This window comes from Aliiroseovarius sp. F47248L, from assembly GCF_023016085.1.
GTDB lineage: Bacteria > Pseudomonadota > Alphaproteobacteria > Rhodobacterales > Rhodobacteraceae > Aliiroseovarius.
On the sequence record NZ_JALKBF010000003.1, the window covers coordinates 153024 to 176875 of the forward strand.

Genomic DNA, 23852 nt, shown 5'->3' on the forward strand with positions numbered 1-23852 from the left:
ATGGTCGCGGTTGGAAAATTCGTGCTCTATGACGGGTTCGTGCCCCCACTGGAAGCCGGGGATTACGATCTGGTTGCCCGCCACACGCTCAGTTCTCCGGACGTGTCCGGGCTGAACGTGGAAACGCAATCAAGCCGCGTGCGCATCACCTCGCCCCGGTTCAAACTGCCGCCCGATCAAATCCTGTCGACCTTCCCGCCCGCCAATTCCGAAGGCGCCTATGAAAGCCGCCTGCCGCAGATCGTCATCAAACGCAGGACAATGCCGTGGGAACGCCGTCCGCTCCGCCCCGGCGACCCCGAGGTGCCCCACGCCCCTGAGGAAGCCGCGGACCGCAACACGCCATGGCTCGCGCTGGTGGTGATTGCGGAAGGCGAGGGCGAGATCTCGGTCGAGACCCCGATTGCCGACTGCGTGACGCCCGGTGTGCCGATGAACGGGCCGTCCGACGTGGTGAAGGGGCTGTATCTGGCGGTGCCGCAATCCGTGGTGCGCAAGGTCTTTCCTACGGTCGAGGATCTGCGACTGCTGGCCCATGTGCGCGAGGTCAGTCTGGCCGATACGGAAAACGCGCTGGGGGATGATGACGGATTCATGGCGGTGGTGCTGGCCAATCGGCTGCCGCAGTTCGATCGGGTGGCCTGCAAACCTGTGCGCTATATGGCGTGCCTGCTGAACCTCGAAGGCCAGCTTGACGCCTTGCCGGCGCCGACCCCGCCGATCAACACGTTTCTGGCGACCGAGTTCGTCTTCAACGCTGCCGCTGTCGTGCAAAACCAGCCGGTCGATCCGGATCTGCGTTATATGGGGGCCGAGGTGGACTCCGTGTTCACGCCGCAATTTACCGGCGGCAATGTGCCCCGTAGCGGACCCGGAACTCGTGCCGTCTTGGGCGGTACCACAGCGCAGATAAACGTTAGCAATCCAACGCGCGCCACTGCAACCCAGTCATCACGTGCTGGCGAATGGGCGTCGGATTCTGTGACGGCGCGGATTTCTGATGTTGCGACGTCGGCCAATTCAGACGATGCCGCTTTCGTGGTGCGCGACGCGATGAAGGCCGGGTTCCGCATCCCGTTCGAAGCATATGTGCTGGAAAAAACCTATCGTTTTCCTGTGCTTGCGCATTGGAGCTTTACCTGCAACGGCGCGGGGTCGCTCGACACCATTATGCAAGAGCTGGACGTGGGGCTTCTGGGCACCTTGCCCGGCCCGGATGCCGAACCGCCCCGGCCCGAATGCCTGCCCCCTGTGGTGGGGGACGCGCCGCCCCCTGCCGACAAACCCCGCGTGGCGCCGGAAGTCACCGGCACCGGCCATGTGGGGCTGGCGCACAAGACCCGCGAAGGCGAGGATCGGCGCGCCTGGTTCCGCGGACCCTTCGTGCCCTTCGCCACGCGCAGGCGGCATCAGGAGGGCGATTTGCCGGTGCTGGCGCATGTCTCGGACCAGTTGCGGCTGACGATCCCGGATGGCCGTGAAGATCTGTCGCTGGCTGTCGCGTTCGAGATCGGGCGGCTTTTGGCCCTTTCGCAACCGTCCTTCGTTGCAGCCCTGATGCGTTGGCGGCGCGAGCAATTCGGGGCTGAGCGCGCGCGGCTTTTGAACGGTAAGCTCAGCAAGGTCGGGCAGTTCGCCGGGACCCTCGATCTGACGTTGGGCCAAGGGGTCGCACGCGAGGTTGGCAGGCGCTTTTTGAAGGTGGCATCGGCCGATCTGGTTGCGAATTTCGGTGATGCCCGTCCAATTGCCGACCCCGGTCGCCCGATCGAACATCTGGCCGCCAACCCCATCACCGATCTGGCAAATGGGCTTGGGATCGACCGGCAGGTTCTGGTCGAGGCCCAACAGCTGCGCGATCCGGCAATGCTGGACCGCGTTTCAGTGGCCCGGGGTGCGTCGGCCGATACGCTCGATCCGGCGATCATGCAGGCGCTTGACGCCGGACTGGACGAGTCGCTGCGCAGCGTGCTTGACCAAGGTGGCGCACAGCCCGTGCGCGACCTGCGGCGGTCAGTGGCAGAAGACGAAGATGCGCTTGATGCCCTGATCCGGCGCACGACCGAACGTCGCAAAAAGGAGTTGGACTGATGGCCAAAGCGACCCTGACCGCCGAAACCGTTATGAACGAAGCCGTGGCCGCCATCGAAGGCGTCCTGGCGGTGACGGATGTCGATGATTACACCGATGACGACAAGATCACGCCACGCGAAGTCCGGCAGTTTCTGGCCCGTCTGCGGCTTTTGGAAGGTGTGCCATTTTCCAACATCGTCGCGGACAGTGCGCTTTTGCCCATAGAATCCATTCGCTTTTTCTATGTCGATCGGGGTTGGACCGATGCGTTGACCCAAGGTGCCTTGTCGGTCGGAACGGTCAACACGGCGGACCGTGCGCAGCTTGACCGGCTTTATGGCGCCATCGAAGACGAGATCGACAGCGAAGAACGTCTGGTGCGTCTGCCGGGTGGTGAAGATCGTCAAGCCGGACGCGCAGGCTTGATGACCGGTTTCCTGCTGCGGTCCCGGGCTGTGTCGGGTTGGCCCGGCCTGCATGTGCGGGCCTATGCGCGCGAGCCGGAGGGCAATGATGAAGAGATCTTGCCTGAATCCCATCCAGACAGGCTGAAGCTCTTGCGGCTTGAACGCCTTGCCCCTGCGGTGATGTTGGCGCTGTTTGACGGGATGCCCGAGGTCGTTCACATCGAAGAACCCAAGCGGGGACTGCAATTTGGTGTCAGCCTGAAAGAGACAGGGTCAAACACCTATTCCGCGTCGATCCCGGCGCGCAATGTGCAAACAGCGAATTATGTCGGCGAGGATGGCACCGAGGTTGAAACGATGGCCCAAGCCAAGCGCCTGCCGGTGCGATTCCGACCCGGAAGCCCTGGCGTGCTGGATCTTGCCAATACAGGCCGCGCGTTTCTTGAGGATGACGACCTGAACATGGGGTCGGAGCTTGATGGCGCCGAGTTTGCCCTGCAAATGATCCGTTTCCCCTATCGCCAGGTGTTTGGTGATCCACAGGTGACAAGCGATTTCGATATTGCGGCCGTGTTCCGACCGACGGTGTCGAAAGAGGTCACAACGCTGGCGGCCGAGTTTGAAAGGGTGTTCGATGCCGATTGAACTTGACCCACAACTGTTGGACCAAGCCATCACGTCTCCGCGATGGTCGGTGATCACGCGCACAGGGCTTGGGGTGGATGACTTCGCGACATGGGACCCCAAGATCATCCGCAAGCCGCGATTGATCGTGCCAATAGATGTACAGGCGCTGTATGTCGAAGAAGGCTCGACAGAAGCGTTTGTGCGGCTTCCGGGGGCTGTTTCGACACCTGACGGGGACCCGCCAGAGCCATCGCCCGCACCGCTTGATCCCGGCGCGCCGCGCCCCTCGGGTGTTCATTTGCATTGGGCGATGCCGGATGCTGTGATGAGCGGTCAGATGCAGGATGTGGACGGTGACGGGCTTGGCCTTTCGGCCCTGCCAAACCGCTGGCTGGTGCTGCGGCTCTTAGCCCCCGAAGGGGCCGAGCGGATGGCCGTCACCGGTTGGGTGATCGAAGCCGATACGACGCGGGTCATCCCCCTGAAGGATTGGAAAGAGGACACCGATCTGGGTTTGCCGCCGACGGGCAAGACGCTCAAGGGTCGGGACTTGAACGCGGGTGCGGGGGGCAGCCTTGCGTGGACCGCCAGCTATGACGCCACCTTCAATCGCTTTGCGTTCCACGATCCGTTGGACGACATCGCCGAGGTCGCACCAAATGGGGTGTTTGGCGATGCGGCCACCTATCTGATTGCAGGATGGTGGAGCCGCGCGGCAGAAGACCCGCTGGATGCCGCGCGCACCGCGTCGGGCTTTGCAAGCGTGACCGAGGATCTGGGCTGGCGGGTCAACAGCGACACCAGCGGGCAGACAGCGGTGACCGAGCAGGCGATGCTCTATCAGGCAGAGCTGGCCGATTTCGGGGTTGAAAGCGCCAGCCGCTTTTCGCTGGTCGACACCGGATCGCTGGCAAGCTCGACCGCGCTTTCTGGTTCTCAGGGGGCCGAGGTGTTCTTGCCCGAAGGCGGGCAGTTCGTTGCCGTGGAACCCAAACACATCTACTCCACCTTGCTGAACGGGATCGTCCACGGCGTGCCGGTCACAGGCCCGGTGCCCGCCGATCAGCGCCCCGATCCCCGCCGCGTTCGCGCCGCCCTTGGCCCGCAGGTCGAAGACAGTATCGCCGCGCTGACCGCCGCCGCGATGGAGGGCGATGACCTGGACGCCCGCGCCGAGACCGAGCGGTTGATCGCAGCTTTGACAAATGATCAGGTCGCGAAATTGGGCGAACGTAATGGCGCGGTCGAGATCGAGGAACGCGAGCATGCCGCCCGTTTCGAGGCCGAGCGCGGGCGCGATTATACGATCGAAAAGATCATTGATCGTGGCGGGCCTGAAAACCTGATCGCCGGGCGCGCCGCGCGCAATAGGGCGGGCAACACGGAACGTCAGGAAACCGAACGCACGCTGGCGACCGAGCTGACATGGTCAGCGACCAAACCCGGTGTTGTGGGCGTCATTCCGGATCACCTCGGATTTGCCTCGAACCATTTCGAACGTGAAGGACGCGCACAGGCCGAGCCGAAGGTGCGCAGCGTGCGCCGTCCCGGTCCGCGATATTTCCGGGCTTTGGAACCCGTGGTGGCGATCCGCGATGCCAAACGCTCGCGTCGTCATCAGGAGGACGGCGTGGCCTCGCCGGATGGAACGTTGACCTGCCGATGGCCAAGCCAGATACCGATTGTCATTCCGGGCGGCATTTCGGGCCGTCAGCATTTGGGCCCGTTCCCGCATGGCGCTTTGCCCGACGAGGTGGTTCGGCTGGCGCAGAACGCGGTGATCACCGATCCCTTCACAGTGCCTTGGCTGGCCGAACAAGCCGCGCCGACAAGCCCGTTTCCGCAAAGCGTTCTGGCCGCGCGGTTGCGGGGAGAGGTGGCGCTGCGCTATTCGCGCGATGGGCTTTATGACGGAACCGTGCCGGGGTTCGCCCCGCAGACGCGGTCCGGCGAGGCGTCTGTTCCCGGTCCGATGGAAGCCGCTTTGGGCGATCAATTGCGCCGCCATTCGCTGCTGGATGGCGTGGATGCTGCCCCATTGGGCGTGACCGTTTGGGCGCAACCCTGGTCGCCGATCTGGCTGGAATGGGAGGTCGAACTTGATCTGACCGACCGGTTAACCGGTTGGGCGCTGGGGCAGGTCGATTATGACGCGACGCCACCGCCGGGCGGGGGCAACCGGATTCTCTCGGGCCGCAGTCCTGTCAACAATGGCGCTGCCGAAAGCCTGACCGCAACCGTCACGAATTGGATGACCGCCGAAAATCTGCGCGATATTGACGATGAAGGTCAGCTTGACGAAGACGGCGAAAAAGAGGTTCGGGCGGTTTACAAGCATCTGACGAATGCTGATGTGATCTCGGCTACGTTAAGCGGTATTCACGAGGCGTTGCTGGGTCTGCCCGCGGCGCCGGACGGGCAGGTTGAGGCGCCAGATTCAAAGATTGCACCGATTGATCTGCCGCAACTTCTATTTACGGGCCGGATCAGGATCAACGCGGCGCGTCTGGTGGACGCATTCGGCAGGGTGCTCGATCTGGAGCCGGGCGGGGTGGTGCATCCCGCAGCCTTGGTCCACCCGGGGCCGTGGCTGGAACTGCCGCCCCGGTTGACGCGGCCCGCGCGCATTGCCTTCCGGTTGGCCGATCCGGCGGATGGCGCAGCGCTGCCGCGAGAGGCGACAATCAACCAGGAACGCCCGGACCTGATGGTGAACCCGGTTGCCGGGTTCCTGTTGCCCGATCTGATTGACGAGGCGCTGGAGGTTTTTGATGCCGCGGGCACGCCCTTGGGCCAGTTGCAACATGAACCCATCGGCGGTGGCGTCGTGTGGGAAATCGCACCAGGGCGCGAGGGGCCGGCCGATGCCGGGCCGCTTTATCAGCTTCCCGCTTCCGCGCAACCTTTGGGTCGTTTCGCCGCCGCGATGATCGAAGCCGACGCCCGCACGCGGGGCGGAACGGCGCTGAGCGCCAAACGTGAAACGGCGCTTTCAGCCTTCCTGCGCGCGGTCGATACCACGCTTTGGTCGATTGACACCTTCGCCTCGCTTGGCACGCCGCATATCGCGGGGTTGGTCGGGCGTCCCATGGCCATGGTGCGGGCCACGATCAGGATGCAGATCTACGATGACCTTGACCTGCTGGACCTGTCAGCGCCCGGCGCGCGCGATGCGCGCAAGGCGGTCTATGACGACCTTGCAGATCGCGCCTTCCGCGCGCGCCTTGGCGAGTTTACCCGGGACGATGACGGGGTGTATGGCTATTTCATCAACGATGACTATCGACGCTTTCATGTGGTCGACAAGATTGTCAAAACCCGTGCGCTGGAAAGCGGGCGACGCAGGGGCCACTTTGCCGCGTTAGGGGCTTCGCGCATTCCGCAGCCTGACCCGATAGATCATCCCTATCTGGTGGGCGAGGACGAGTTCCCCATTCATCTGGGCGAGGTCATACGCCTGACGATCCTGATGCATCCGGCGGGCAAGGTGCATCTGACCTCGGGCATTGTGCCGCGAAAATCGCTTCAACTCGCGCGTGATTGGGTGGACCCCGGGCTTGGACGGATGGCGCCGTCTGCCCGGATCGGTCCGGTGCTGATCGACCCCGACAAGGTGCGCCTGCCCAAGATCGCCAGTTTCGGTGAGGACCAGATCTGGACCCGGCGCGACACGCCCTTTTCCTGGAAGGACGATCCCATTCTGGCGGCAACGCAAGCCGCACTTCTGCCGGATGCACCTGCCGCGATCGAGGAGGGGTATGTGCGCATTGCCACCGCGCCGATCCCCGGCAACGAGGAGGAGAGCTGATGCGATACAATTGGCCAGGCCGCGGACGCGCTGGCATCGACTTCGCCGCCCGTCGCCATGATTTCAATACTTTCATCGACATTCATGCGCCTGAGGGGCTTTTTGACGAGATTTTTGGTCATCGCGCGAATTATCTGCGCGTTCTTGAAGACCTTGACCTGTTCACTGATGCCAATCGCTGGATACCGCTTGGCCCAACCGGCATGATCAACGGACAGGCCACCGGCAATCCGGTCGTGGCGGGTCGGGTGCGCGATCTGAAGGTCGCACCCGATGGCAGCCGCGCCTATGCGGGGGCGGCCAATGGCGGGGTCTGGGTGACGTTGGATGCCGGGCAAAGCTGGGCACCGCTTGGCAGTTGGGGCGTGAACCCCAGTGCCGCTTCAGGCACCGGCGGACGCGTGCAATCGCTGACCATCGGCGCGCTGGATGTCGAGTTCGGGGCCACACCCGACGATGATGTGATCTATGCGGCGACTGGCGAGTTGACAGCCGTCGTCGGACGCACCCATTCCAGCAAACATGCGGGTATTGGCGTTCTGCGGCTGGATGGCGCGTTGTCGAACGCGTTGGCCAACGTGGGAACAATCCCATGGCTGCGCGAAGGCACGGCGATGCGCGGGGCAGGGATATTCCGGCTGACCCATGAACCGGGGGTGCCGCTGTCCTTTGAACCCACAGGTGCCAACGTGATGATCGCGGCAGCGTCGTCCGGGCTTTATTTTCGCGATGGTCCGTTTGTTGCGGACGCGCCATGGACCCGGATCGAACGCGCGCCGTTCAATTTCGACGCCGATACGTGGCCGCATGTGTGTGATGTGCTGTGGACCGGATCGACCCCCAAACGCATCTATGCGGCCCTGACCCACAATGAAACAGGCAAGACGGCCGTTTATGTCACAGAAAGTGGCCCAGACAGCGATTATAGCAAGATTGACCTGGATGGTGTTCGGCGCACCGCACGATTGAGCCTGGCCGTCGCACCGACAAACCCGGACGTGGTCTATGTGCTCGGCACCGGTGCACATAACCGCGCGCGGTTGTGGCGAATCGAAGGCACCGGGCCTGCCCGCGATGTCGATGACGTGCCGCCGGGGCTGTTCGGCAAACCGAAGATGGATGGCACCACGGTGAAGGTGGACGGAAACTCCTCCTACTACAACAATTCGGTGGCGGTCGATCCGGCCAACGAGAACATCGTCTACGTCGCTGGATCGACGATCCGGGTCAGCAATGTGTCGAACGCGAACATGCACAAGTTGACAATCAGCGGCACCCATGCGGCAAATGATTACAGCACGGATTTCAACACTGACAACGATCTTACTGCCCACACGGACCCCACGTTTTTCGGAGATAAAGCCCATGCCGATGTGCACGCAATCTGCCCGCTGACGGGCGAGGTTTGGATCGGCTGCGATGGCGGCGTATTCGTGGATCGCGGTTCTGGCATGGAATCTCTGAATTATGGGTTGGCAATTTCGGAACCGGGCTTTTTGGCGTGTCATCCCGATGTGCCCGGCGGGCTTATTGCGGGCACACAGGACAATGGCCGGATCGAAAAGGTCGGCGGATCGCTCTGGCGACTTTGGCGCAAGGGTGACGGTGGGGGCGTTGCTTATCACGCTTCCAACCCGGCTTATTACATTGGCCAATATACCGAAGCCTCGTGGCGGGAAAACCGCGGGCGGTTTACCAGACCAGTCTTTCGAACCACGGTTGCTGCGGGCAGCGATCCGCCCGAAAGCGAAACCAAAGAAAACGATGCTTCGCTGTTTTACAGCGGGATTGCTGCGGTGGCTGGCGAGGTAGATGAAACGCGCATTGCCATCGGCACGACGCGCGTGTGGTTTTCACCTGACTGGAACCCGGCAAATGCAGACAACACCTGGGTGACGCTGCCATCGGGCGAGGATTCCCGCAGCCCGGGGTCAGAAAATGACGGTCAAGATGCGTTCGGCGAAAACGAAAAGGCGGTGACGCTTCGCTGGGCACAACGTGGTGACGCGACCAATGACTTTGACGGGGCGCGGCTTTTGGTTCTGACGAACAGGAACATCTTTCAATACAGCTATGCAGCGGACGAGGACACCTGGACCTCCCACCGGTTTACCGAGGAGAAGATGAAGAACCGGATCCGCAAGAATGAAGATATCGAACCCGGCCCATCAGAGAAGTTGCCTTATATCGGCAAATGGACCGATGTCTTTCCCCATGACCGGACGCGCGGCAGTCATGGCTCGTTCTACGTCGCGACGACGTCCAAATCAAAGATGACGGACACCGGCGAGGTCGGCGAGGCGGACCGAATGGACACGCTTTGGTGGTTTGACGGCGAAGAGACATGGCACCCGACTGGTTTGCGCAATCAGGGGCTTGATCCGGTTGCTGGAACCTCGGGCACCAAGGCACCGCAATTCGCTGTCGTCGTCCATCCCGACAATCCGAACGTGGTTTTCGTCGGGGGCGGTGCGGGTGTGTGGCGTGGAGTTTTGAGTTTTTCCGGTGACACGCCAAGTTGGAACTGGACTGGAGAACTGAACGGTCTGCCGCAGGCGGTCGTGCAGGACCTTGTGATCTACCGCGAGGGGGATTTAAGGCTGCTGCGCGCGGCACTGGAAAGCCGGGGGATTTGGGAGCTGAACATCTCGGATAGCTCAACGTCGGTGGGCAACACGTACCTGCGCGTGACCAACCTTGATACCCGTCAGGCCGAATTGGATGCCGCGCCGATTGATCCTCTGAGCACCTCAAACCCGCCCGCAACCTTCACGCTGGATATGAGCCCGGATATCTATGTGCACGGATCAGCAGCGCTGCCGCCATGGGGCATGGGAGTGCTGCCCAACGAAGCACAGTTGTTCGACCGGACCGAGCGAGAGCGCATGCCGTTTCGGCTCAATCTTCGCCGATCACCCGGCACCTTTCCAACCTATGTGATGGTGCATCATCGGGACACCGATGCTCTGGCGGGCAATCAGGTTACGGTGGTTCTGCTGCGTTTTGCCAACGCGCCCATTGATTTGACCACGGTACCAATTGATACGCCGTGGCGTCAGGCTGTTTTGGCGCTGATGGATGGATCATCAAACACGCCGCCCGCTGGCTGGGCCTTGGCCGAACCGGGCACGCCCCGGCGCAACTTGACCGCGCCGGTTGAAGCCCGCGTTCCGCGCGCGGTCGAGTTTTCGGCTGATTTGACCCATCCAGTTACGGACGCCTCGGGTACCGATGACGAACTGTTGGTGGCCATTGTAAGCTCGACACGTGATCCGGTTTCGCTGTCACAGCTCAACCGCAACAATTTGGCCATGCTGATCCGCCGCAGTCGAAAGGTGGCGGCGCGAAGGTTCCGACGCCGAAGTTGATCCGACTTCCGCCTGCTTCAGCACAGAGGCAATCAAAGTGAATAGGTGCGCCGCTTTCAAGATGCGGCGCGGGTTCGAGCCTTGAGGGTCTAAGGGAAACACACACAAGCCATTGCGATAGATTTTGTTGGCCACGTCATGCAGAAATACCCGTTTCGCATCCGTGAAGTTAGAACTGAAAATAGCCACAATCACTGGGTGAAGATCCATCGGCACGTCGAGGATATTGGCATCCGCCACGCTTTTTCAAACATTGCACGCCCTGACTAATGTCCAGATTAGGGAAATCGAACAGCCAAAATACAGATGCCTTGAAGGAGAAATGATCGGCCGATAGTACGCTCATGGTTACGGAGGCCTCGCAAAATGTCGTCGTTGTTCAGGAGCGTCTTGACCCGAAAGACAGGTCAAGATCGGAAAACAAGGGGGTGTTGTCGGATGTATGCCAGTTCAGACCAGCAATAACGATAGAAGGCATCGGCGGCGCTCGCAGTTAAAAAACCGATTGGGCGATCAGTGAGCGAGTTGGTAGTCCACGGCCTTCGTCCTTCTGCGACGATTTAGATAATGTCAGCGTTAGATGCACCTCAGCGCAATGAAAGCAGCCATCGAAGGTGTTATCCATATGATCCCTTCCTCACGCTCTGATGACGATCAACGACGCTAGGCCGTCCCTTATGCAGCGCGCGGTTCAGAAAGCGACGAAGGCGGGTACACAGCCGACTTAGCCTGGCTCCCACTGCCCCGGGCGTCCCGGGGCAGTAATTGCAGAGGCCATCTGCACTACACAGCCAGTGATTTATGAGCTGTCTCACCAACTGTCACGACGACATTGCCACGCTTATGTCTGGTATCAACATGGGCGTGGGCGGCCTTCATGTCACTGAACGCATAGTTTCTGTCGATGACTGGTTTGAAGACACCGCACTCGGCTAGGTTCACCACGGCCTCTAGGATTTCACGGCTTTCTGCTGCGACACCACCGACCATCTTCTTGCCCTTCAAAGCAGCTTTGAGGCGCCCGAATATCATGTCTGACGTTTTGCCTGCGATGAGGACCATCTTGCCCCCACGCCGGATGGCGTGCTGTGCTTGTGACCACGGCAAAGTTCCGATCGTATCGACGACCATGTCATAGTGTACGTCGGCTTCGACAATGTCCTGAGTCCGGTAGTCAATCACCCGGTCAGCCCCGATTTTGCGCACAAGATCCGCGTTGCTGGCGCTACAAACGGCCGTGACATGAGCGCCGAAGTTCTTGGCAATCTGCACGCCGGCCGAACCCACGGACCCTGACGCCCCGTTGATCAAAACCCTGTCGCCAGCCGTCACTTTGGCCTTGTTGACCAGGAAGTCATAGGCCGTTGTTCCACCGAACGGGATTGCGGCTGCCTCTGCGAAGTTGAGAGTGTTGGGCTTTATGGTGAGCTTTCCGTCCGCTGGCATGGTGATGAACTCGGCATGTGCGCCGAAGGACGCGCCGGGAAAGCCAATGACGGCATCGCCGAGGTGATACGTTGCGACGTCAGACCCGACCCGTTCGATTACGCCGGAGAACTCTGTTCCCAAGATCGATTTGCGCGGGCCGGTGATGCCGAAGACAAGCCGACCAACCAACCCGAGGCCCTTTGGCATGGTCAGGCTGCGTGCACGCCAATCCCCTGCACTGACCGTCGTTGCGATGATCCTGATCAGAACCTCGCTCGGCGTCACGCCCGGTGTTGGAATTTCGACTTCTTTGATGACATCAGCAGACCCGTATTGGGTGTATGAATAGGCAAGCATCGCTATCTCCTTCTATGCCGCTACAGGTGCGGATTGAATGGGTTTGGGGGTGGTGCGGCTGCCGCGGATCAGCAGCCATAGGCCAAAGCTGATTTCGGACACTGTGACGATGACCAGCAGCGCGATGTAAGTGTAGTTGATGGCGGCGACATCGACGAAGGTGAGCTTGGCGATCCCTTGGACCAGATAGCCAAAGGCCCCGATGAATAGCCCGCGCCCCAGCAGATGTGGCACCACGTCTGTCTTCAAGATCAACCTCCCCAGCGCCAGAAGGTGGACACCGAAGAAGAGCTGCCAGACAAAGACGCCCATTGCATGCGCTTCAAAACAGAACTGGACGAGTGCATGGATCTGGGCGAGATCCCATTTCGTGGAAGTTGTCAGCAGGATGTAAGGCATGACCCACAGCAGCAGGTTGACCCCCATCACGGTGATCATACCGGCCCGAGAAATCAGGGCGACCATGGCCAACTTTGGTCCGACCTGTCGGAACATCTGATAGAGGATCGCAGTGATCGCCAGTTCGAACAGGATCACTGCGCTGTCAGCCAGAACGCCCAGTTGATAAAGGCCCCTGTTGTCCAGAAGATTCGCACTTGAGGTCGCGGCGTCGCTGGCCACGATCTGCATCGGGACATAGCCGATACTGAAACCTCCGCAGAAGGCAATGGCAAGGTACAGCGCGCCTGCGCTGCGGGACGCATGTGGGTCCCAGAGGTGTGTTGATTGTTCCATGACCTGTCCTTTCAAGGTTGTGCCGTTTCGGGCCCATGGGAGCTGCGATCGGTTTGATTGACCTTTGGAAAGGTCTACGCCTGTCTGCGATCTATGCGAATTGACCAATTCTACAGTTTTGATATGCAGATTTGCATGGAATGGCGGTCGGTGAAGTTTGACTGGAACAAGGCCCGCGCGTTTTTGGTGACGGCGGAGGAAGGGTCATTGTCGGCGGCGGCCCGTGCCTTGGGCATGGCGCAGCCCACGTTGGGGCGGCAGGTTGACGGGCTGGAACAGGAGCTGGGTGTTGTGCTGTTCGAACGCGTTGGCCGTGGGTTGACGCTGACGCCGAGCGGGCTGGAACTGCTGGAACATGTGCGCGCGATGGGCGAGGCTGCGGGCCGCGTTTCACTGGCGGCTTTGGGGCAATCTCAGGCGCTGGAAGGGCCGATCAGCATTTCAGCAAGCGAAACCTATGCTGCTGTCTTGCTGCCGCCGATCGTGACAAAGCTGCGCAAGTTGGAGCCGGGCATTCAGGTTGAGATCGTCGTGTCGAACCACGCCAGCGATCTGCTGCGCCGCGAGGCCGACATCGCAATCAGAAATTTCCGACCCACGGAGCCTGACCTGATCGCCAAGAAGATCGGCATGGCGGACGCCATTCTATATGCCTCGCCGGAGTATATCGCGACGCTGGGCAATCCCAAGACGCCCTATGATCTGCGCCACGCCGATTTCGTGAACATGGACCGCACCGGCGGCATGTTGAAAGGATTGAATGGCCTTGGGCTTGGCCTGACCGAAGCGAACTTCCCGCTGCTTACAGAAAGCTATTTGGTGATGTGGGAGTTGGTGAAGCAAGGGGCTGCTATCGGCATTCTGGATGCGCAGATTGGGGATGCAGAGCCAGGTGTGGAGCGTGTTCTGCCTGATCTGGAACCACTGACCTTCCCGATCTGGCTTGTTGCGCACCGCGAACTGAACACCAGCCGCCGCATCCGGCGGGTCTATGATTTCCTGATTGAGGAGCTGAAGCGGTAGAGGCCTGGCTCACGCGTATCGTATGCAGTGCATGCCCTCTGAAAAAGTGACATGCCTTTTGCGGAACGTCGAGCCGGCCAGCACTTTCGGAGCCGAGATCCGGTCCATTCGAAAATGGCGGAAATCCTGTCGGCCGGGATCCCAGGCGACAAGATACCAGAGGGGTGGCAGGATCAGCACAGCTTGCGGTTCGACCTCTCGATTGGTCGTTGCCCCTTTCGCATCACGATAGTTGAAGTGCAGGAGATGTTTGTTGAGGAACCCGCCTTCAAATACAGGTAACAAAGCCGGGTCCATTTCGGTGACGTCAGAGGTGTCGACCTGCGGCGCGAGCGGGCCGACATAAAGACACTCCAGAAGGCGACGCAGATCCCGGACCTGATCGGGCGACAGAGCTTTTTCGATCTTTGCCAGCCCGGTATCGGCATGACCAGAGAAGGGAAGCTGCCCCGCTGCCCGCATACTCGCCACGCTTATCACCAGTGCGAAAACTTCGGTCACGGTAAGCCGCGCGGCCGTTTGGATGGATCGTGTATCTATCGACACCCCGCCGCCACGGCCTTGTTCGGTTTCGATCAGGAAACCCTCATCGCGAAGGGCTGCAATGTCACGCAGGATCGTGCTGCGGGATGCTCCCACCTCGTGCGCGAGGCCCTTGATCGTCGCCGCACCGCTGCGTCGCAAGTAGCGCACAATCGCGTCCTGTCGTGATTTGCTGTTCATGTGGGCACGATATCACGAAAGGTGTCAGATTATGGAACCTTTATGATCCAGACCATTGCTGAACATCAATCCAAAGAGGCAATTCATGCTCAGCATCACAGATTTCCCATCCCCAACATTCGTTCCCGTGAACGGCATAACCCTTGAGGTCTTCGAGGCCGGTCAGGAAAACAAAGGCAATCCGATCGTGCTTTGTCACGGCTGGCCGGAGCATGCCTACACCTGGCGCCAGCAAATGCCTGCTTTGGCGGCGGCTGGCTATCACGTCATCGTCCCCAACCAGCGGGGGTATGGCTACTCATCCTGCCCTTCCGAGGTCACGGAGTATGATATCACCAAACTGACGGGCGACCTTGCCAGCCTTCTGGATCACTTCGGCTATCGCGACGCTGTCTTTGTCGGGCACGACTGGGGTGCGAATGTCGTCTGGAACTTGGCGCTTTTGCACCCCGGACGGGTGCGAAAAATCATCAATCTCGCACTGCCTTATCAAACGCGGACCGAGATCCCGTGGATCGCGATGATGGAGGCTTTTTTTGGAGCCGATAACTACTTCGTCCACTTCAATCGCCAACCCGGCGTTGCAGATGCCATTCTTGGGGAAAACACCCCACAATTTCTACGCAATCTGTTTCGCAAGAACGTGCCTCTTGCGCCGCCTGACCCCGGCATGATGATGATCAATCTTGCCAAGGCAAAGGAGCCAAAAGGTGACCCTGTGATGAGCGAAAGTGACCTTGGTGTGTTTATCGCCGCCTTTGAAGCCAGCGGTTTCTTCGGCAGCATCAATTGGTACAGAAACATGGATCGCAACTGGCACATTTTAGCGGACGTCGACCCGATTATTCGCAAGCCTGCACTGATGATCTACGGCGAACATGACATAATCCCGAAGTCGCAGAACCTAGTTGAATTCGTGCCGGGGGTGGACGTTGTCAGCCTTGAATGTGGACATTGGATCCAGCAAGAGAAGCCCGCAGAAACGACCCGCGCAATTCTGGACTGGTTGGCGGCTTGAGGACGCGATGGATCGCTTCGAGTGGCAATCCTGCGCCCCACATCCACCAGCCTCGGGCGGATTTTCTATTCGCCTGACTATTTGCCCTGTCTTTTCAAGTAGGTAGGCCAATGCATCCTTGCTTTCACAGGGAAATTTGCAATTTCAGACGTAGATTACCCCTGAAAGCGCTGCGAAATCGGGTCACGATCCTGTCGTTCCCAGAAAATTTCGGTTGGATGAAGCGCCTATCTGCCTGTCCTTCGCATCCATCAGGCTGCAAGTGATGTACAGAATGCTGGATCGTGCCGGTGCACTGACAGGACACGTTTTGCATGGAACTAAGTGGAACAGTCCGCATGATCCCATGAAACGGACGGGCGCCTCGGTTCAAGAGCGCCCGTCGACAAATGTGCTAGCCTTATTTAGCAGATTGTACATAACTGCCCAGGGCAGCTTCACAGCCTTGGGTCCAGATCAACGGAAGCCACTTGCAGAACGCTGCTGAAAAGGCTTCGGAATTTGCCAGGTCGCCGTAAAAATTGCTCTGTTCCAACCATGCTGCTGGACGTTCTTTTGCGGCATGCGCAACACTCGTGAGGTCATCCCAGAGCGGATCGTTGGCGTCGATAGCGCTGCCATCTTCACGGGTTCCGGCGCACATGCGCGCCCAAAGTGCTTCGACAAGCGCAAGGCCTTCCACAGTGCGCCCGGCTGCAAGCTGATCGCGCACGATCGGCAAGACAAAGCCTGTGTGGCGCGCAGAGCCGTCAAATGCCACGCGGCGCGTCGTGTCGACGATCCGCGGGTTCGAGAACCGCTTGACGATCAAATCGACGTATTCAGCCGGGGTGCGACCGGGGACCGGGTCAACCGTCACAGCGATCTCGGTTCGCTGAACTTTGCCGAAGAAGGCCAAGATACCGGGATGCGCCATGCATCCGGCGATGGTTTCGATGCCAAGGACCTCGCCGACATTTGCAATGACCTGATGTCCGGCATTGAGGATGCGGATCTTCATGGTTTCAAAGGCGTGGACATCATCCGAGAAGGTCGCGCCAACTTGGTCCCAATCCGGTCGCCCGGCGCAGAATTTATCCTCGATCACCCATTGGCGATAGGCTTCGTGGGTCACAACGGCGGCGTCTTTAATGCCGAAGTCCTCCGCGAGGGCCAGTTCTTTCGGGCCGGTGGCAGGTGCGATGCAGTCGACCATGGAGTTGGGGAACGTGGTGTTGGTGTCGATCCAGCCTGCAAGATCGGGATCGGACATGGCGGCAAGGGACACAACCGTCTGGCGCAGGATGTCGCCGTTGCCTTGCAGGTTGTCACAGCTGAGGCCGGTAAATGGCCCGTGGCCTGCGTCACGACGCTGCCTGAGAGCGGCAACCATGGCACCAAACGCGGTGCGCGGCGTGTCAGGGTGGGCAGCATCGTGGACCAGATCGGGATGCGCAGCATTGAACCCCTTGGTAACGGGGTCAACATAATAACCGCTTTCGGTGACGGTCATCGCAACGATGCGAATGGCCGGGTCGGCCATCTGGCGGATAAGCGATGCGTTGCCTTCCTCGATCGGGAGGTAGTCGATCATCGAGCCCACGACCTCGGAAGAGACGTTATCCGGATCAAGCTCGATCAAGGTGGTCAAGCAATCCTGTGCCAAGAGTTTGTCCCGCATGGCGGCATCATAGGGGCGCACACCGGCGCCGATAATCGCCCAGTCCAAGGCTTTGCCAGCCTGCATCAGGCGGTGCAGATACCATGCCTGATGGGCGCGGTGGAAATTGCCGACGCCGATATGCACGATGCCAGGTTGCAATGCCGCGCGGTCATAGTGGGGGCGTTCGACGTTCAGTTGGTCAAGGGTCGCGTTTGAAAGGGAAGTCAGCTCATCCATTGTCCACCATCCACGTTGTAGGTTTGCGCGACGATGTAATCCGCCGCGTCGCTGGCCAGAAAAACTGCCATTCCTGTTAAATCTTCTGCTGTGCCCATTCGCCCAAAGGGCACGGCATCGCCGACTTCTTGTTTCTTTTGGCCGGGTGCCTTGTTTTCATACTTGGCAAAAAACGCATCCACTCCGTCCCAGTGTTCGCCATCGACGACACCCGGTGAGATCGCGTTGACGTTGATACCGTGCTTGATCAGGTCAAGCCCGGCTGATTGGGTCAGGCTGATCACCGCAGCCTTTGTGGCGCAGTAAACTGCGACTAGTGGTTCGCCACGCCGACCCGCTTGACTGGCCATGTTGATGATCTTGCCGCCTTGGCCGCGTTCGATCATGTGGCGTGCGACGGCTTGCATGGTAAACAGCGTGCCCGCGACATTGATATCGAAGACGCGTTGATAATCATCGCGGTCAATCTCGACAATGGGCGCGGCAGTAAACAGGGCCGCGTTGTTGATCAGAATATCGATCGCCCCGAAACGCTCGATGGTTTGGGTCATGGCCTTTTCGATGCTTACCTGATCCGTGACGTCCATGTGGACAGCAAATGCATGATCGCCAATCTCGTTGGCTGTGGCATTCGCACGGTTCAGATCAATGTCGGCGATAGCGACCTTGGCACCTTCCGTCACATAGGCTTCAGCAAAGGCGCGCCCGATTCCTCGGGCGGCCCCTGTGATGAGTGCGGTTTTGCCAGCCAACTGCATCAGTTGATTCTCAGGCCTTGAGCGTCAAACTTGTGCAACTTGTCGAGCTGTGGTGTGAGGTAAATCTCGTCACCATGCTTGGCCTGGATGTCCCCCGTGATCCGCACCGTGAACATGTCGCCAGGGCCGGTATCCAGTCCTGTTTCATGCACGTGGATGAAGGTGTCCGACCCCAGGTGTTCAGCCACGCCGACGATGCCTTTCCAAGCGCCTTCGGTCTTGCTGACATCCGTGTGTTCCGGGCGAATGCCGATGGTGGTCGCGCCGTGTTTTTCTGCTTCGGCACCTTTGATCAGGTTCATCTTGGGTGAGCCGATAAAGCCCGCGACAAATTCGTTGCGTGGTGCGTGATACAGCTCCAGCGGTGTGCCGACCTGTTCGATGAACCCAGCGCGCAATACGACAATCTTGTCCGCCATGGTCATAGCTTCGACCTGATCGTGGGTCACATAGATCATGGTCGTTTCAAGGCGCTTGTGAAGCTCGCTGATTTCAAGGCGCATCCCGACCCGCAGCGCGGCATCGAGGTTCGACAAGGGTTCGTCGAACAGGAACGCGGCAGGTTCGCGCACGATCGACCGCCCGATGGCGACCCGCTGACGCTGACCACCCGACAGTTGACCAGGCTTGCGGTCCAGATAGTCGGTCAGGTTCAACGCTTTTGCAGCGTTCTCGATCCGACGCTTCTGTTCGTCCTCGGGCACGCCCGCCATCTTCATCGGGAACGCGATGTTCTTGCGCACCGACATATGCGGATAAAGTGCATAGGATTGAAACACCATCGCCAGCCCGCGTTTCGCCGGGGGCACGTTGGTTGCATCTGCGCCGTCGATCTCGATATGCCCGGAAGTGATATCCTCAAGGCCCGCGATGAGACGGAGTAGGGTGGATTTACCGCAGCCCGATGGGCCGACGAATACCGTGAACTCTCCGTCTTCAATTGTCAGATCGAGCGGTGGAATGACTTCGACTTCACCGAAGCTTTTGCTTACTTGGTTGAGTTTGATTTGTCCCATTGGTCAGGTTCCTTATTTCACAGCGCCGAAGGTCAGGCCGCTAACGAGTTGTTTCTGGCTGAACCAGCCGAGAATGAGGATCGGTGCGATGGCCATGGTGGAGGCCGCACTGAGCTTCGCGAAAAACAGTCCTTCCGGGCTGGAGTAGCTTGCGATGAAAGCTGTCAGTGGTGCGGCGTTTGCCGCGGTCAGGTTCAGCGTCCAGAAGGCTTCGTTCCATGCCAAGATGAAGTTCAAAAGCAAGGTTGAGGCAATTCCGGGGACCGCCATTGGGGTGAGAATATAAAGGATCTCTTCTTTCAGCGATGCGCCATCCATACGTGCCGCTTCCAGGATTTCACCCGGGATTTCGCGGAAGTAGGTATAAAGCATCCAGACGATGATCGGCAGGTTCATCAACATCAGGATGACAACCAGCGCGATGCGGCTGTCCAATATCCCCATCTTGATGCAGATCAGGTAGATTGGGTAAAGAACACCCACTGCCGGCAGCATCTTGGTCGACAGCATCCATAGCAGGATGTCTTTCGTCCGCTTTCCGGGCACGAAGGCCATGGACCAAGCCGCCGGAACTGCAATCATGATGCCAAGGATGGTTGAGCCACCCGCGATGATGATCGAGTTCCACAGGAACTTGGCGTAGTTTGAACGCTCCAGCACCGCGGTGTAGTTTTCCAGTGTCCAGTTAAAGGCAAGGAACACAGGCGGATCCGCAATAGCCGTGGCTTCAGTTTTGAAGCTTGTCAGGATGGTCCAGAGGATTGGGAAGAAGATCAGCAGACCGACGGCCCAAGCGGCTGTCGTATTTATGATCTTGCGTTGTTGAGTTACTGAGCGTGCCATTATGTGTTCCTCACGCGTCCAGGTTCTTGCCGACGATGCGCATCAGGAAGATGGCAACGATGTTGGCGAGAATGATTGCATATACGCCACCGGCTGAGCCTAAGCCGACGTTTTGACTTTCAAGCACACGCTGAAAGATAAGATAGGTGAGCGTCCGAGTGCCGAAAGCACCACCGGTTGTCACGAAAATCTCAGCGAAGATTGCCAGCAGAAAGATCGTCTGGATAAGCAGCACGATTGTGATCGCGCGGCTCAGGTGTGGAAGCGTGATGAAGGCAAAACGCTTGAGCGGGGGGGCACCATCCATTTCGGCGGCCTCCAACTGCTCGCTATCAAGCGACTGGATCGCTGTCAGCAGGATCAGGGTCGCAAAGGGCAACCACTGCCAAGAGACGATCAGCACGATGGACGACAGCGATGCTTCAGACAGCCACGACACCGGCTCGGCACCGAAAAAGCGCCATAGGTGGGCAAAAAGCCCATTGGTCGGGTCCAGAAACATGTTCTTCCAGACCAGCGCGGAAACGGTCGGCATAACAAAAAACGGTGCGATCACTAGAATACGGACGACCCCTTGGCCCCACATTGGCTGGTTGAGCAGGATGGCCAGCAATACGCCCAAAACCAGCGTGATCAACAGAACGCCACCAACGATTGTCAACGTGGCCAAAACGGACGGCCAAAACGCGCTGGAACTGACAAAACGAACATAGTTTTCGAAGCCAACCCATCCAAGGTCGCCGCCGCGCAGCGGTAGGTATTTCTTGAATGAGAAGACCAGCGTCATGATCAAGGGCACGAGCATCCAACCAAGAAGGAGAATAACTGCGGGAGCCATCATGATGCGGGCTGCTGATCGGGAATGTTGGGTTGCCATTGGGCATACCTCCTCTGTTGACAGACCTCAGTCTACCATGAACGGAGCCGTGATTTAGAAAGATTTAGTGAGATCCGGGGAACACAAAGGGAGCGGAGTGCCCCCCGGATCGAAGGCGCGTTTAGCGGTAGCCAGCAGCTTCCATAGCGTCATTTGTCAGTGCTTGTGCTTTGGCAAGCGCGTCCTCTACAGACTGCTGACCGGCATAAACAGCCGAGAACTCTTGACTGACTTCAGTTGCGATACCTGCGAATTCCGGGATCGCTGCGAACTGAACGCCAACGTAAGGAACGGGGTCCACAGTCGGGTTGTTCGGATCAGCTGACAGGATCGATTCCAGTGTCATCTCAGCGAAAGGAACTTCTTGGTAGTTGGGGTTTTCATACAGCGATGTACGGGCGCCCGGAGGTACGTTTGCCCAACCTTCGTTCGCAGCAACCAGTTCGATGTAGTCTTTCGAAGTTGCCCATTCGATGAACGATTTTGCAGCAGCTTCTTTTTGCGTGCCTGCAGGAACGGCCAGAGCCCAAGCCCACAACCAGTTCGAGCGTTTGCCCAGACCATTGTCGGGTGCCAAAGCGAAGCCGACTTTGTCAGCAACTTCGGAATCGTCGGGGTTGGTCACGAAGGACGCCGCAACGGTGGCGTCGATCCACATGCCGCATTTGCCCTGTTGGAACAGGTTCAGGTTTTCGTTGAACCCGTTGGTCGCATAACCGTTCGGACCAGACTCGTTCATCATGTCGACATAGAAGTTCAGCGTGTCAGCCCAGGGCTGCGTGTCGAACTGTGCGTTCCAGTCTTCGTCGAACCAGCGTGCGCCGAACGAGTTTGACATCGCCGTGATGAAAGCGCCGCCTTCACCCCAGCCAGCCTTGCCGCGCAGGCAAATGCCGTTGATGTCGTTGTCGCGGTCGGTCATTGCTGCTGCTGCTTCGCGAATGAAGGTCCAGGTTGGGTCCTTGGGCATTTCCAGGCCGGCTTTTTCCATCAGATCGGTGCGATACATGATCATCGAGCTTTCACCGTAGAACGGTGCAGCATACATCGTACCTTCGTAAGACAGGCCACCCCTCATTGCGGGCAGGATGTCGTCGGCGTCATATTCGGCCGAAAGATCATCCATGGGGATAAGCCAGCCGTTGGCAGCCCAGATCGGTGTCTCGTACATGCCGATGGTCATGATATCGAACGAGCCACCCTTGGCCGCGATATCTGTTGTGACGCGCTGACGAAGTACGTTTTCTTCCAGCGTCACCCATTCCACCGTGTGGCCGGTTTTGTCTGTGAAGTCCTGGGTCAGGCCCTGCATGCGGATCATGTCGCCGTTGTTCACGGTGGCAATCACCAAGTTCTCGGCGGTTGCACCGCCAGCCGTGACAAGCGCAATGGCCGTCGCAGCGTAGAGTGTTCGTTTAAAAGACATCCGATATCTCCTCCTCGTTGGATGATGATTTCAGATTACTCTCTGCAATGACGCGAAGTCAATTAAAAATTAGCGCGCGTAAAATAATATAGATGCAGGAGTTAAAACAATGGTTTAGGCCGAGTCTCTCATCACCAGCCGCCCTTCAAAAGTCGTTTCTGTGCGATCGGAAAGTCGTTCTTCGTTTTCCAACATGCCAAACAATTCATCTACGGCTCGATTCGCTATGGCTTCGTAGTCTTGCGCAATTGTCGTCAGCGGGGGGCAGGTGAATCTGGAAAACGGGTGATCGTCATGGCCCGCAATCCGAAGGTCGCAGCCCACGCCATGCCCGACCCGCAAGCCCAGACTATACGCCGCCGACAGCATGCCGATTGCCAAACGGTCGTTACTGCAAAGGATTGTGTTTGTGCTGAACGCTTTTGACGAAAGCAGCCGTCCGCCTTCCGTGCAGCCAATTTCTTCGAAATCCCAGCCATCGCCGTCCACCTGAAAAATGCGCGGCTCATGACCATGGCGCTTCATACTGTCGATATAGGCTTGGTGGCGCTTGTTGGCATTGGGGTTCGTGGGGGATTTCATCTCGAAGAAGCAGGGAGGCTCGCCGCTTCGGCACAGATATTCGACGACGAGGCCAACGCTTTGGAAGTTGTCAGTTCCGACGTAGGCCTGACCGATATCGCTCATGTTGGCGTCAAACAGAACGAGGGGGAAGTCGTCGTCGAATGCTTTAACGGCATCTTTGTCTGACCGCCTTCCAAACGGTGCAAGCAGCACCCCCGCAGGTTTAAGCGATCTAAGGGACTGCAGGTTTTGACGCTCCATGTCTGGGCTGCCGTGCGAACTGAGCAGGATCGGGCTATACCCCGCCTTAATGCAAGCAAGTTCGACGCGTCGTCCGATCTCGGAAAAGAAGGGGTCTGCAAGGTTTGGAACGACGACGCCAATATTCTTGGTCGTGCGTCTGTTCTGGTTCATCGCAAACACATTGGGCTGATAGTCGTGTTGCTTGAGGGCGGCCTCGATTTTCGCGCGGGTCGAGGCGCGCACGCTGTCAGGATCGTTGAAATACTTGGATACGGTCGGGCGGGAAATACCGCTTATCGCCGCAAATTCTTCCATATTGCGAATTTTAACCTGACCCATGTTAACACCTTATTATTTACATAAGTGACGCGCGATAATTTTAGAATAAGAGCGCACTTAGGAAATCGTCAAGCGAATATGTCCGTTTTGCAAAGTCAGGCCTGAACCGGGAGCGGATGCACGTAGGGCATGAAAGACCACAGCGCTTTGGCCAAAGTCCGGTTGTCGGCATCGTTTGAAACTGCTTGGGTAAAATGCCCTAGAGCTCGTCCGCCCAAGGGGGATTTGCGCCGGCGCGGGAAACGGTGACGGCGGCGACGCGTGCGCCATGTGCCAGGGCCTGTTTGAGTGCATCGGGAGAGAGGTTCTGGAGTTGATCCTTTTGCAGCGCACCCAGTTC

The 23852-nt window shown here is 58.9% G+C and carries 16 protein-coding genes and 2 pseudogenes; 7 read left to right on the plus strand and 11 right to left on the minus strand.

Annotated features, from left to right (window positions below; translation table 11 throughout):
- The 5 genes and pseudogenes from MWU51_RS16800 to MWU51_RS16820 form a co-directional block, all read left to right on the plus strand.
- Window positions 1-2091 carry a hypothetical protein gene (locus MWU51_RS16800; protein ID WP_247039661.1) on the plus strand — a complete coding sequence of 697 codons (2091 nt, stop codon included), beginning with the start codon at window positions 1-3 and terminating at the stop codon, window positions 2089-2091.
- On the plus strand, window positions 2091-3125 hold the full coding sequence (locus tag MWU51_RS16805) for a hypothetical protein (RefSeq protein WP_247039663.1): 1035 nt from the start codon (window positions 2091-2093) through the stop codon (window positions 3123-3125). The genes MWU51_RS16800 and MWU51_RS16805 overlap by 1 nt, the downstream gene beginning before the upstream one ends.
- Window positions 3115-6915: a hypothetical protein gene (locus MWU51_RS16810; protein ID WP_247039665.1), complete on the plus strand. Its 3801-nt coding sequence runs from the start codon at window positions 3115-3117 to the stop codon at window positions 6913-6915. The genes MWU51_RS16805 and MWU51_RS16810 overlap by 11 nt, the downstream gene beginning before the upstream one ends.
- A complete protein-coding gene (locus MWU51_RS16815) occupies window positions 6915-10283 on the plus strand; it encodes a hypothetical protein (RefSeq protein WP_247039667.1) in 3369 nt (1122 codons plus the stop codon). The genes MWU51_RS16810 and MWU51_RS16815 overlap by 1 nt, the downstream gene beginning before the upstream one ends.
- A 24-nt stretch (window positions 10284-10307) precedes the next feature.
- A pseudogene (locus tag MWU51_RS16820) lies at window positions 10308-10529 on the plus strand (IS481 family transposase); the annotation flags it as partial.
- Window positions 10530-11066: 537 nt separating this feature from the next.
- Here MWU51_RS16820 and MWU51_RS16825 read toward each other — a convergent pair.
- Window positions 11067-12068, minus strand: a complete 1002-nt coding sequence (locus tag MWU51_RS16825; RefSeq protein WP_247039669.1) for an NAD(P)-dependent alcohol dehydrogenase — start codon at window positions 12066-12068, stop codon at window positions 11067-11069.
- 12 nt (window positions 12069-12080) lie between these two features.
- Window positions 12081-12803: a DUF4386 domain-containing protein gene (locus MWU51_RS16830; protein ID WP_247039671.1), complete on the minus strand. Its 723-nt coding sequence runs from the start codon at window positions 12801-12803 to the stop codon at window positions 12081-12083.
- Between the two features lie 123 nt (window positions 12804-12926).
- Here MWU51_RS16830 and MWU51_RS16835 point away from each other — a divergent pair, with 123 nt between their 5' ends.
- Window positions 12927-13826 (plus strand): LysR family transcriptional regulator, encoded by a 900-nt coding sequence (locus MWU51_RS16835; RefSeq protein ID WP_247039701.1) that lies wholly within the window; start codon window positions 12927-12929, stop codon window positions 13824-13826.
- Between the two features lie 9 nt (window positions 13827-13835).
- Here the strand turns inward: MWU51_RS16835 and MWU51_RS16840 are convergent, their stop codons facing one another.
- Window positions 13836-14549, minus strand: coding sequence for a WYL domain-containing protein (locus tag MWU51_RS16840; RefSeq protein WP_247039676.1), 714 nt, complete (start codon window positions 14547-14549; stop codon window positions 13836-13838).
- Window positions 14550-14634: 85 nt separating this feature from the next.
- Here MWU51_RS16840 and MWU51_RS16845 point away from each other — a divergent pair, with 85 nt between their 5' ends.
- The gene (locus MWU51_RS16845; protein ID WP_247039677.1) at window positions 14635-15567 is read left to right on the plus strand and encodes an alpha/beta hydrolase; all 933 of its coding nucleotides are present in this window, start codon (window positions 14635-14637) and stop codon (window positions 15565-15567) included.
- Window positions 15568-15967: 400 nt separating this feature from the next.
- On the opposite strand, the gene MWU51_RS16850 is transcribed toward MWU51_RS16845, so the two are convergent.
- The 8 genes and pseudogenes from MWU51_RS16850 to MWU51_RS16885 all read right to left on the minus strand — a co-directional run.
- Window positions 15968-17446, minus strand: a complete 1479-nt coding sequence (locus tag MWU51_RS16850; protein WP_247039682.1) for a mannitol dehydrogenase family protein — start codon at window positions 17444-17446, stop codon at window positions 15968-15970.
- Complete coding sequence (locus MWU51_RS16855) at window positions 17434-18207, minus strand: L-iditol 2-dehydrogenase (RefSeq protein WP_281502799.1); 774 nt, start codon at window positions 18205-18207, stop codon at window positions 17434-17436. The genes MWU51_RS16850 and MWU51_RS16855 overlap by 13 nt, the downstream gene beginning before the upstream one ends.
- Window positions 18204-19220 (minus strand): ABC transporter ATP-binding protein, encoded by a 1017-nt coding sequence (locus MWU51_RS16860; protein ID WP_247039686.1) that lies wholly within the window; start codon window positions 19218-19220, stop codon window positions 18204-18206. The genes MWU51_RS16855 and MWU51_RS16860 overlap by 4 nt, the downstream gene beginning before the upstream one ends.
- A gap of 12 nt (window positions 19221-19232) precedes the next feature.
- Window positions 19233-20063: a carbohydrate ABC transporter permease gene (locus MWU51_RS16865; protein ID WP_247039688.1), complete on the minus strand. Its 831-nt coding sequence runs from the start codon at window positions 20061-20063 to the stop codon at window positions 19233-19235.
- Window positions 20064-20073: 10 nt separating this feature from the next.
- The gene (locus tag MWU51_RS16870; RefSeq protein WP_247039690.1) at window positions 20074-20940 is read right to left on the minus strand and encodes a sugar ABC transporter permease; all 867 of its coding nucleotides are present in this window, start codon (window positions 20938-20940) and stop codon (window positions 20074-20076) included.
- A gap of 121 nt (window positions 20941-21061) precedes the next feature.
- Complete coding sequence (locus MWU51_RS16875; RefSeq protein ID WP_247039693.1) at window positions 21062-22366, minus strand: sugar ABC transporter substrate-binding protein; 1305 nt, start codon at window positions 22364-22366, stop codon at window positions 21062-21064.
- A gap of 114 nt (window positions 22367-22480) precedes the next feature.
- A complete protein-coding gene (locus tag MWU51_RS16880) occupies window positions 22481-23512 on the minus strand; it encodes a LacI family DNA-binding transcriptional regulator (RefSeq protein WP_247039695.1) in 1032 nt (343 codons plus the stop codon).
- 199 nt (window positions 23513-23711) lie between these two features.
- Window positions 23712-23852 (minus strand): annotated as a pseudogene (locus MWU51_RS16885) (carbohydrate kinase); the annotation flags it as partial.

What these genes read in the sequence shown, in the direction of transcription:
- MWU51_RS16840 (WP_247039676.1), bottom strand. Translation starts at nt 14,549, where the DNA reads ATGAACAGCAAATCACGACAGGACGCGATTGTGCGCTACTTGCGACGC.
- MWU51_RS16805 (WP_247039663.1), top strand. Translation starts at nt 2,091, where the DNA reads ATGGCCAAAGCGACCCTGACCGCCGAAACCGTTATGAACGAAGCCGTG.
- MWU51_RS16810 (WP_247039665.1), top strand. Translation starts at nt 3,115, where the DNA reads ATGCCGATTGAACTTGACCCACAACTGTTGGACCAAGCCATCACGTCT.
- MWU51_RS16825 (WP_247039669.1), bottom strand. Translation starts at nt 12,068, where the DNA reads ATGCTTGCCTATTCATACACCCAATACGGGTCTGCTGATGTCATCAAA.
- MWU51_RS16880 (WP_247039695.1), bottom strand. Translation starts at nt 23,512, where the DNA reads ATGGGTCAGGTTAAAATTCGCAATATGGAAGAATTTGCGGCGATAAGC.
- MWU51_RS16830 (WP_247039671.1), bottom strand. Translation starts at nt 12,803, where the DNA reads ATGGAACAATCAACACACCTCTGGGACCCACATGCGTCCCGCAGCGCA.
- MWU51_RS16875 (WP_247039693.1), bottom strand. Translation starts at nt 22,366, where the DNA reads ATGTCTTTTAAACGAACACTCTACGCTGCGACGGCCATTGCGCTTGTC.
- MWU51_RS16815 (WP_247039667.1), top strand. Translation starts at nt 6,915, where the DNA reads ATGCGATACAATTGGCCAGGCCGCGGACGCGCTGGCATCGACTTCGCC.
- MWU51_RS16850 (WP_247039682.1), bottom strand. Translation starts at nt 17,446, where the DNA reads ATGGATGAGCTGACTTCCCTTTCAAACGCGACCCTTGACCAACTGAAC.
- MWU51_RS16870 (WP_247039690.1), bottom strand. Translation starts at nt 20,940, where the DNA reads ATGGCAACCCAACATTCCCGATCAGCAGCCCGCATCATGATGGCTCCC.
- MWU51_RS16865 (WP_247039688.1), bottom strand. Translation starts at nt 20,063, where the DNA reads ATGGCACGCTCAGTAACTCAACAACGCAAGATCATAAATACGACAGCC.
- MWU51_RS16835 (WP_247039701.1), top strand. Translation starts at nt 12,927, where the DNA reads ATGCAGATTTGCATGGAATGGCGGTCGGTGAAGTTTGACTGGAACAAG.
- MWU51_RS16860 (WP_247039686.1), bottom strand. Translation starts at nt 19,220, where the DNA reads ATGGGACAAATCAAACTCAACCAAGTAAGCAAAAGCTTCGGTGAAGTC.
- MWU51_RS16845 (WP_247039677.1), top strand. Translation starts at nt 14,635, where the DNA reads ATGCTCAGCATCACAGATTTCCCATCCCCAACATTCGTTCCCGTGAAC.
- MWU51_RS16800 (WP_247039661.1), top strand. Translation starts at nt 1, where the DNA reads ATGGTCGCGGTTGGAAAATTCGTGCTCTATGACGGGTTCGTGCCCCCA.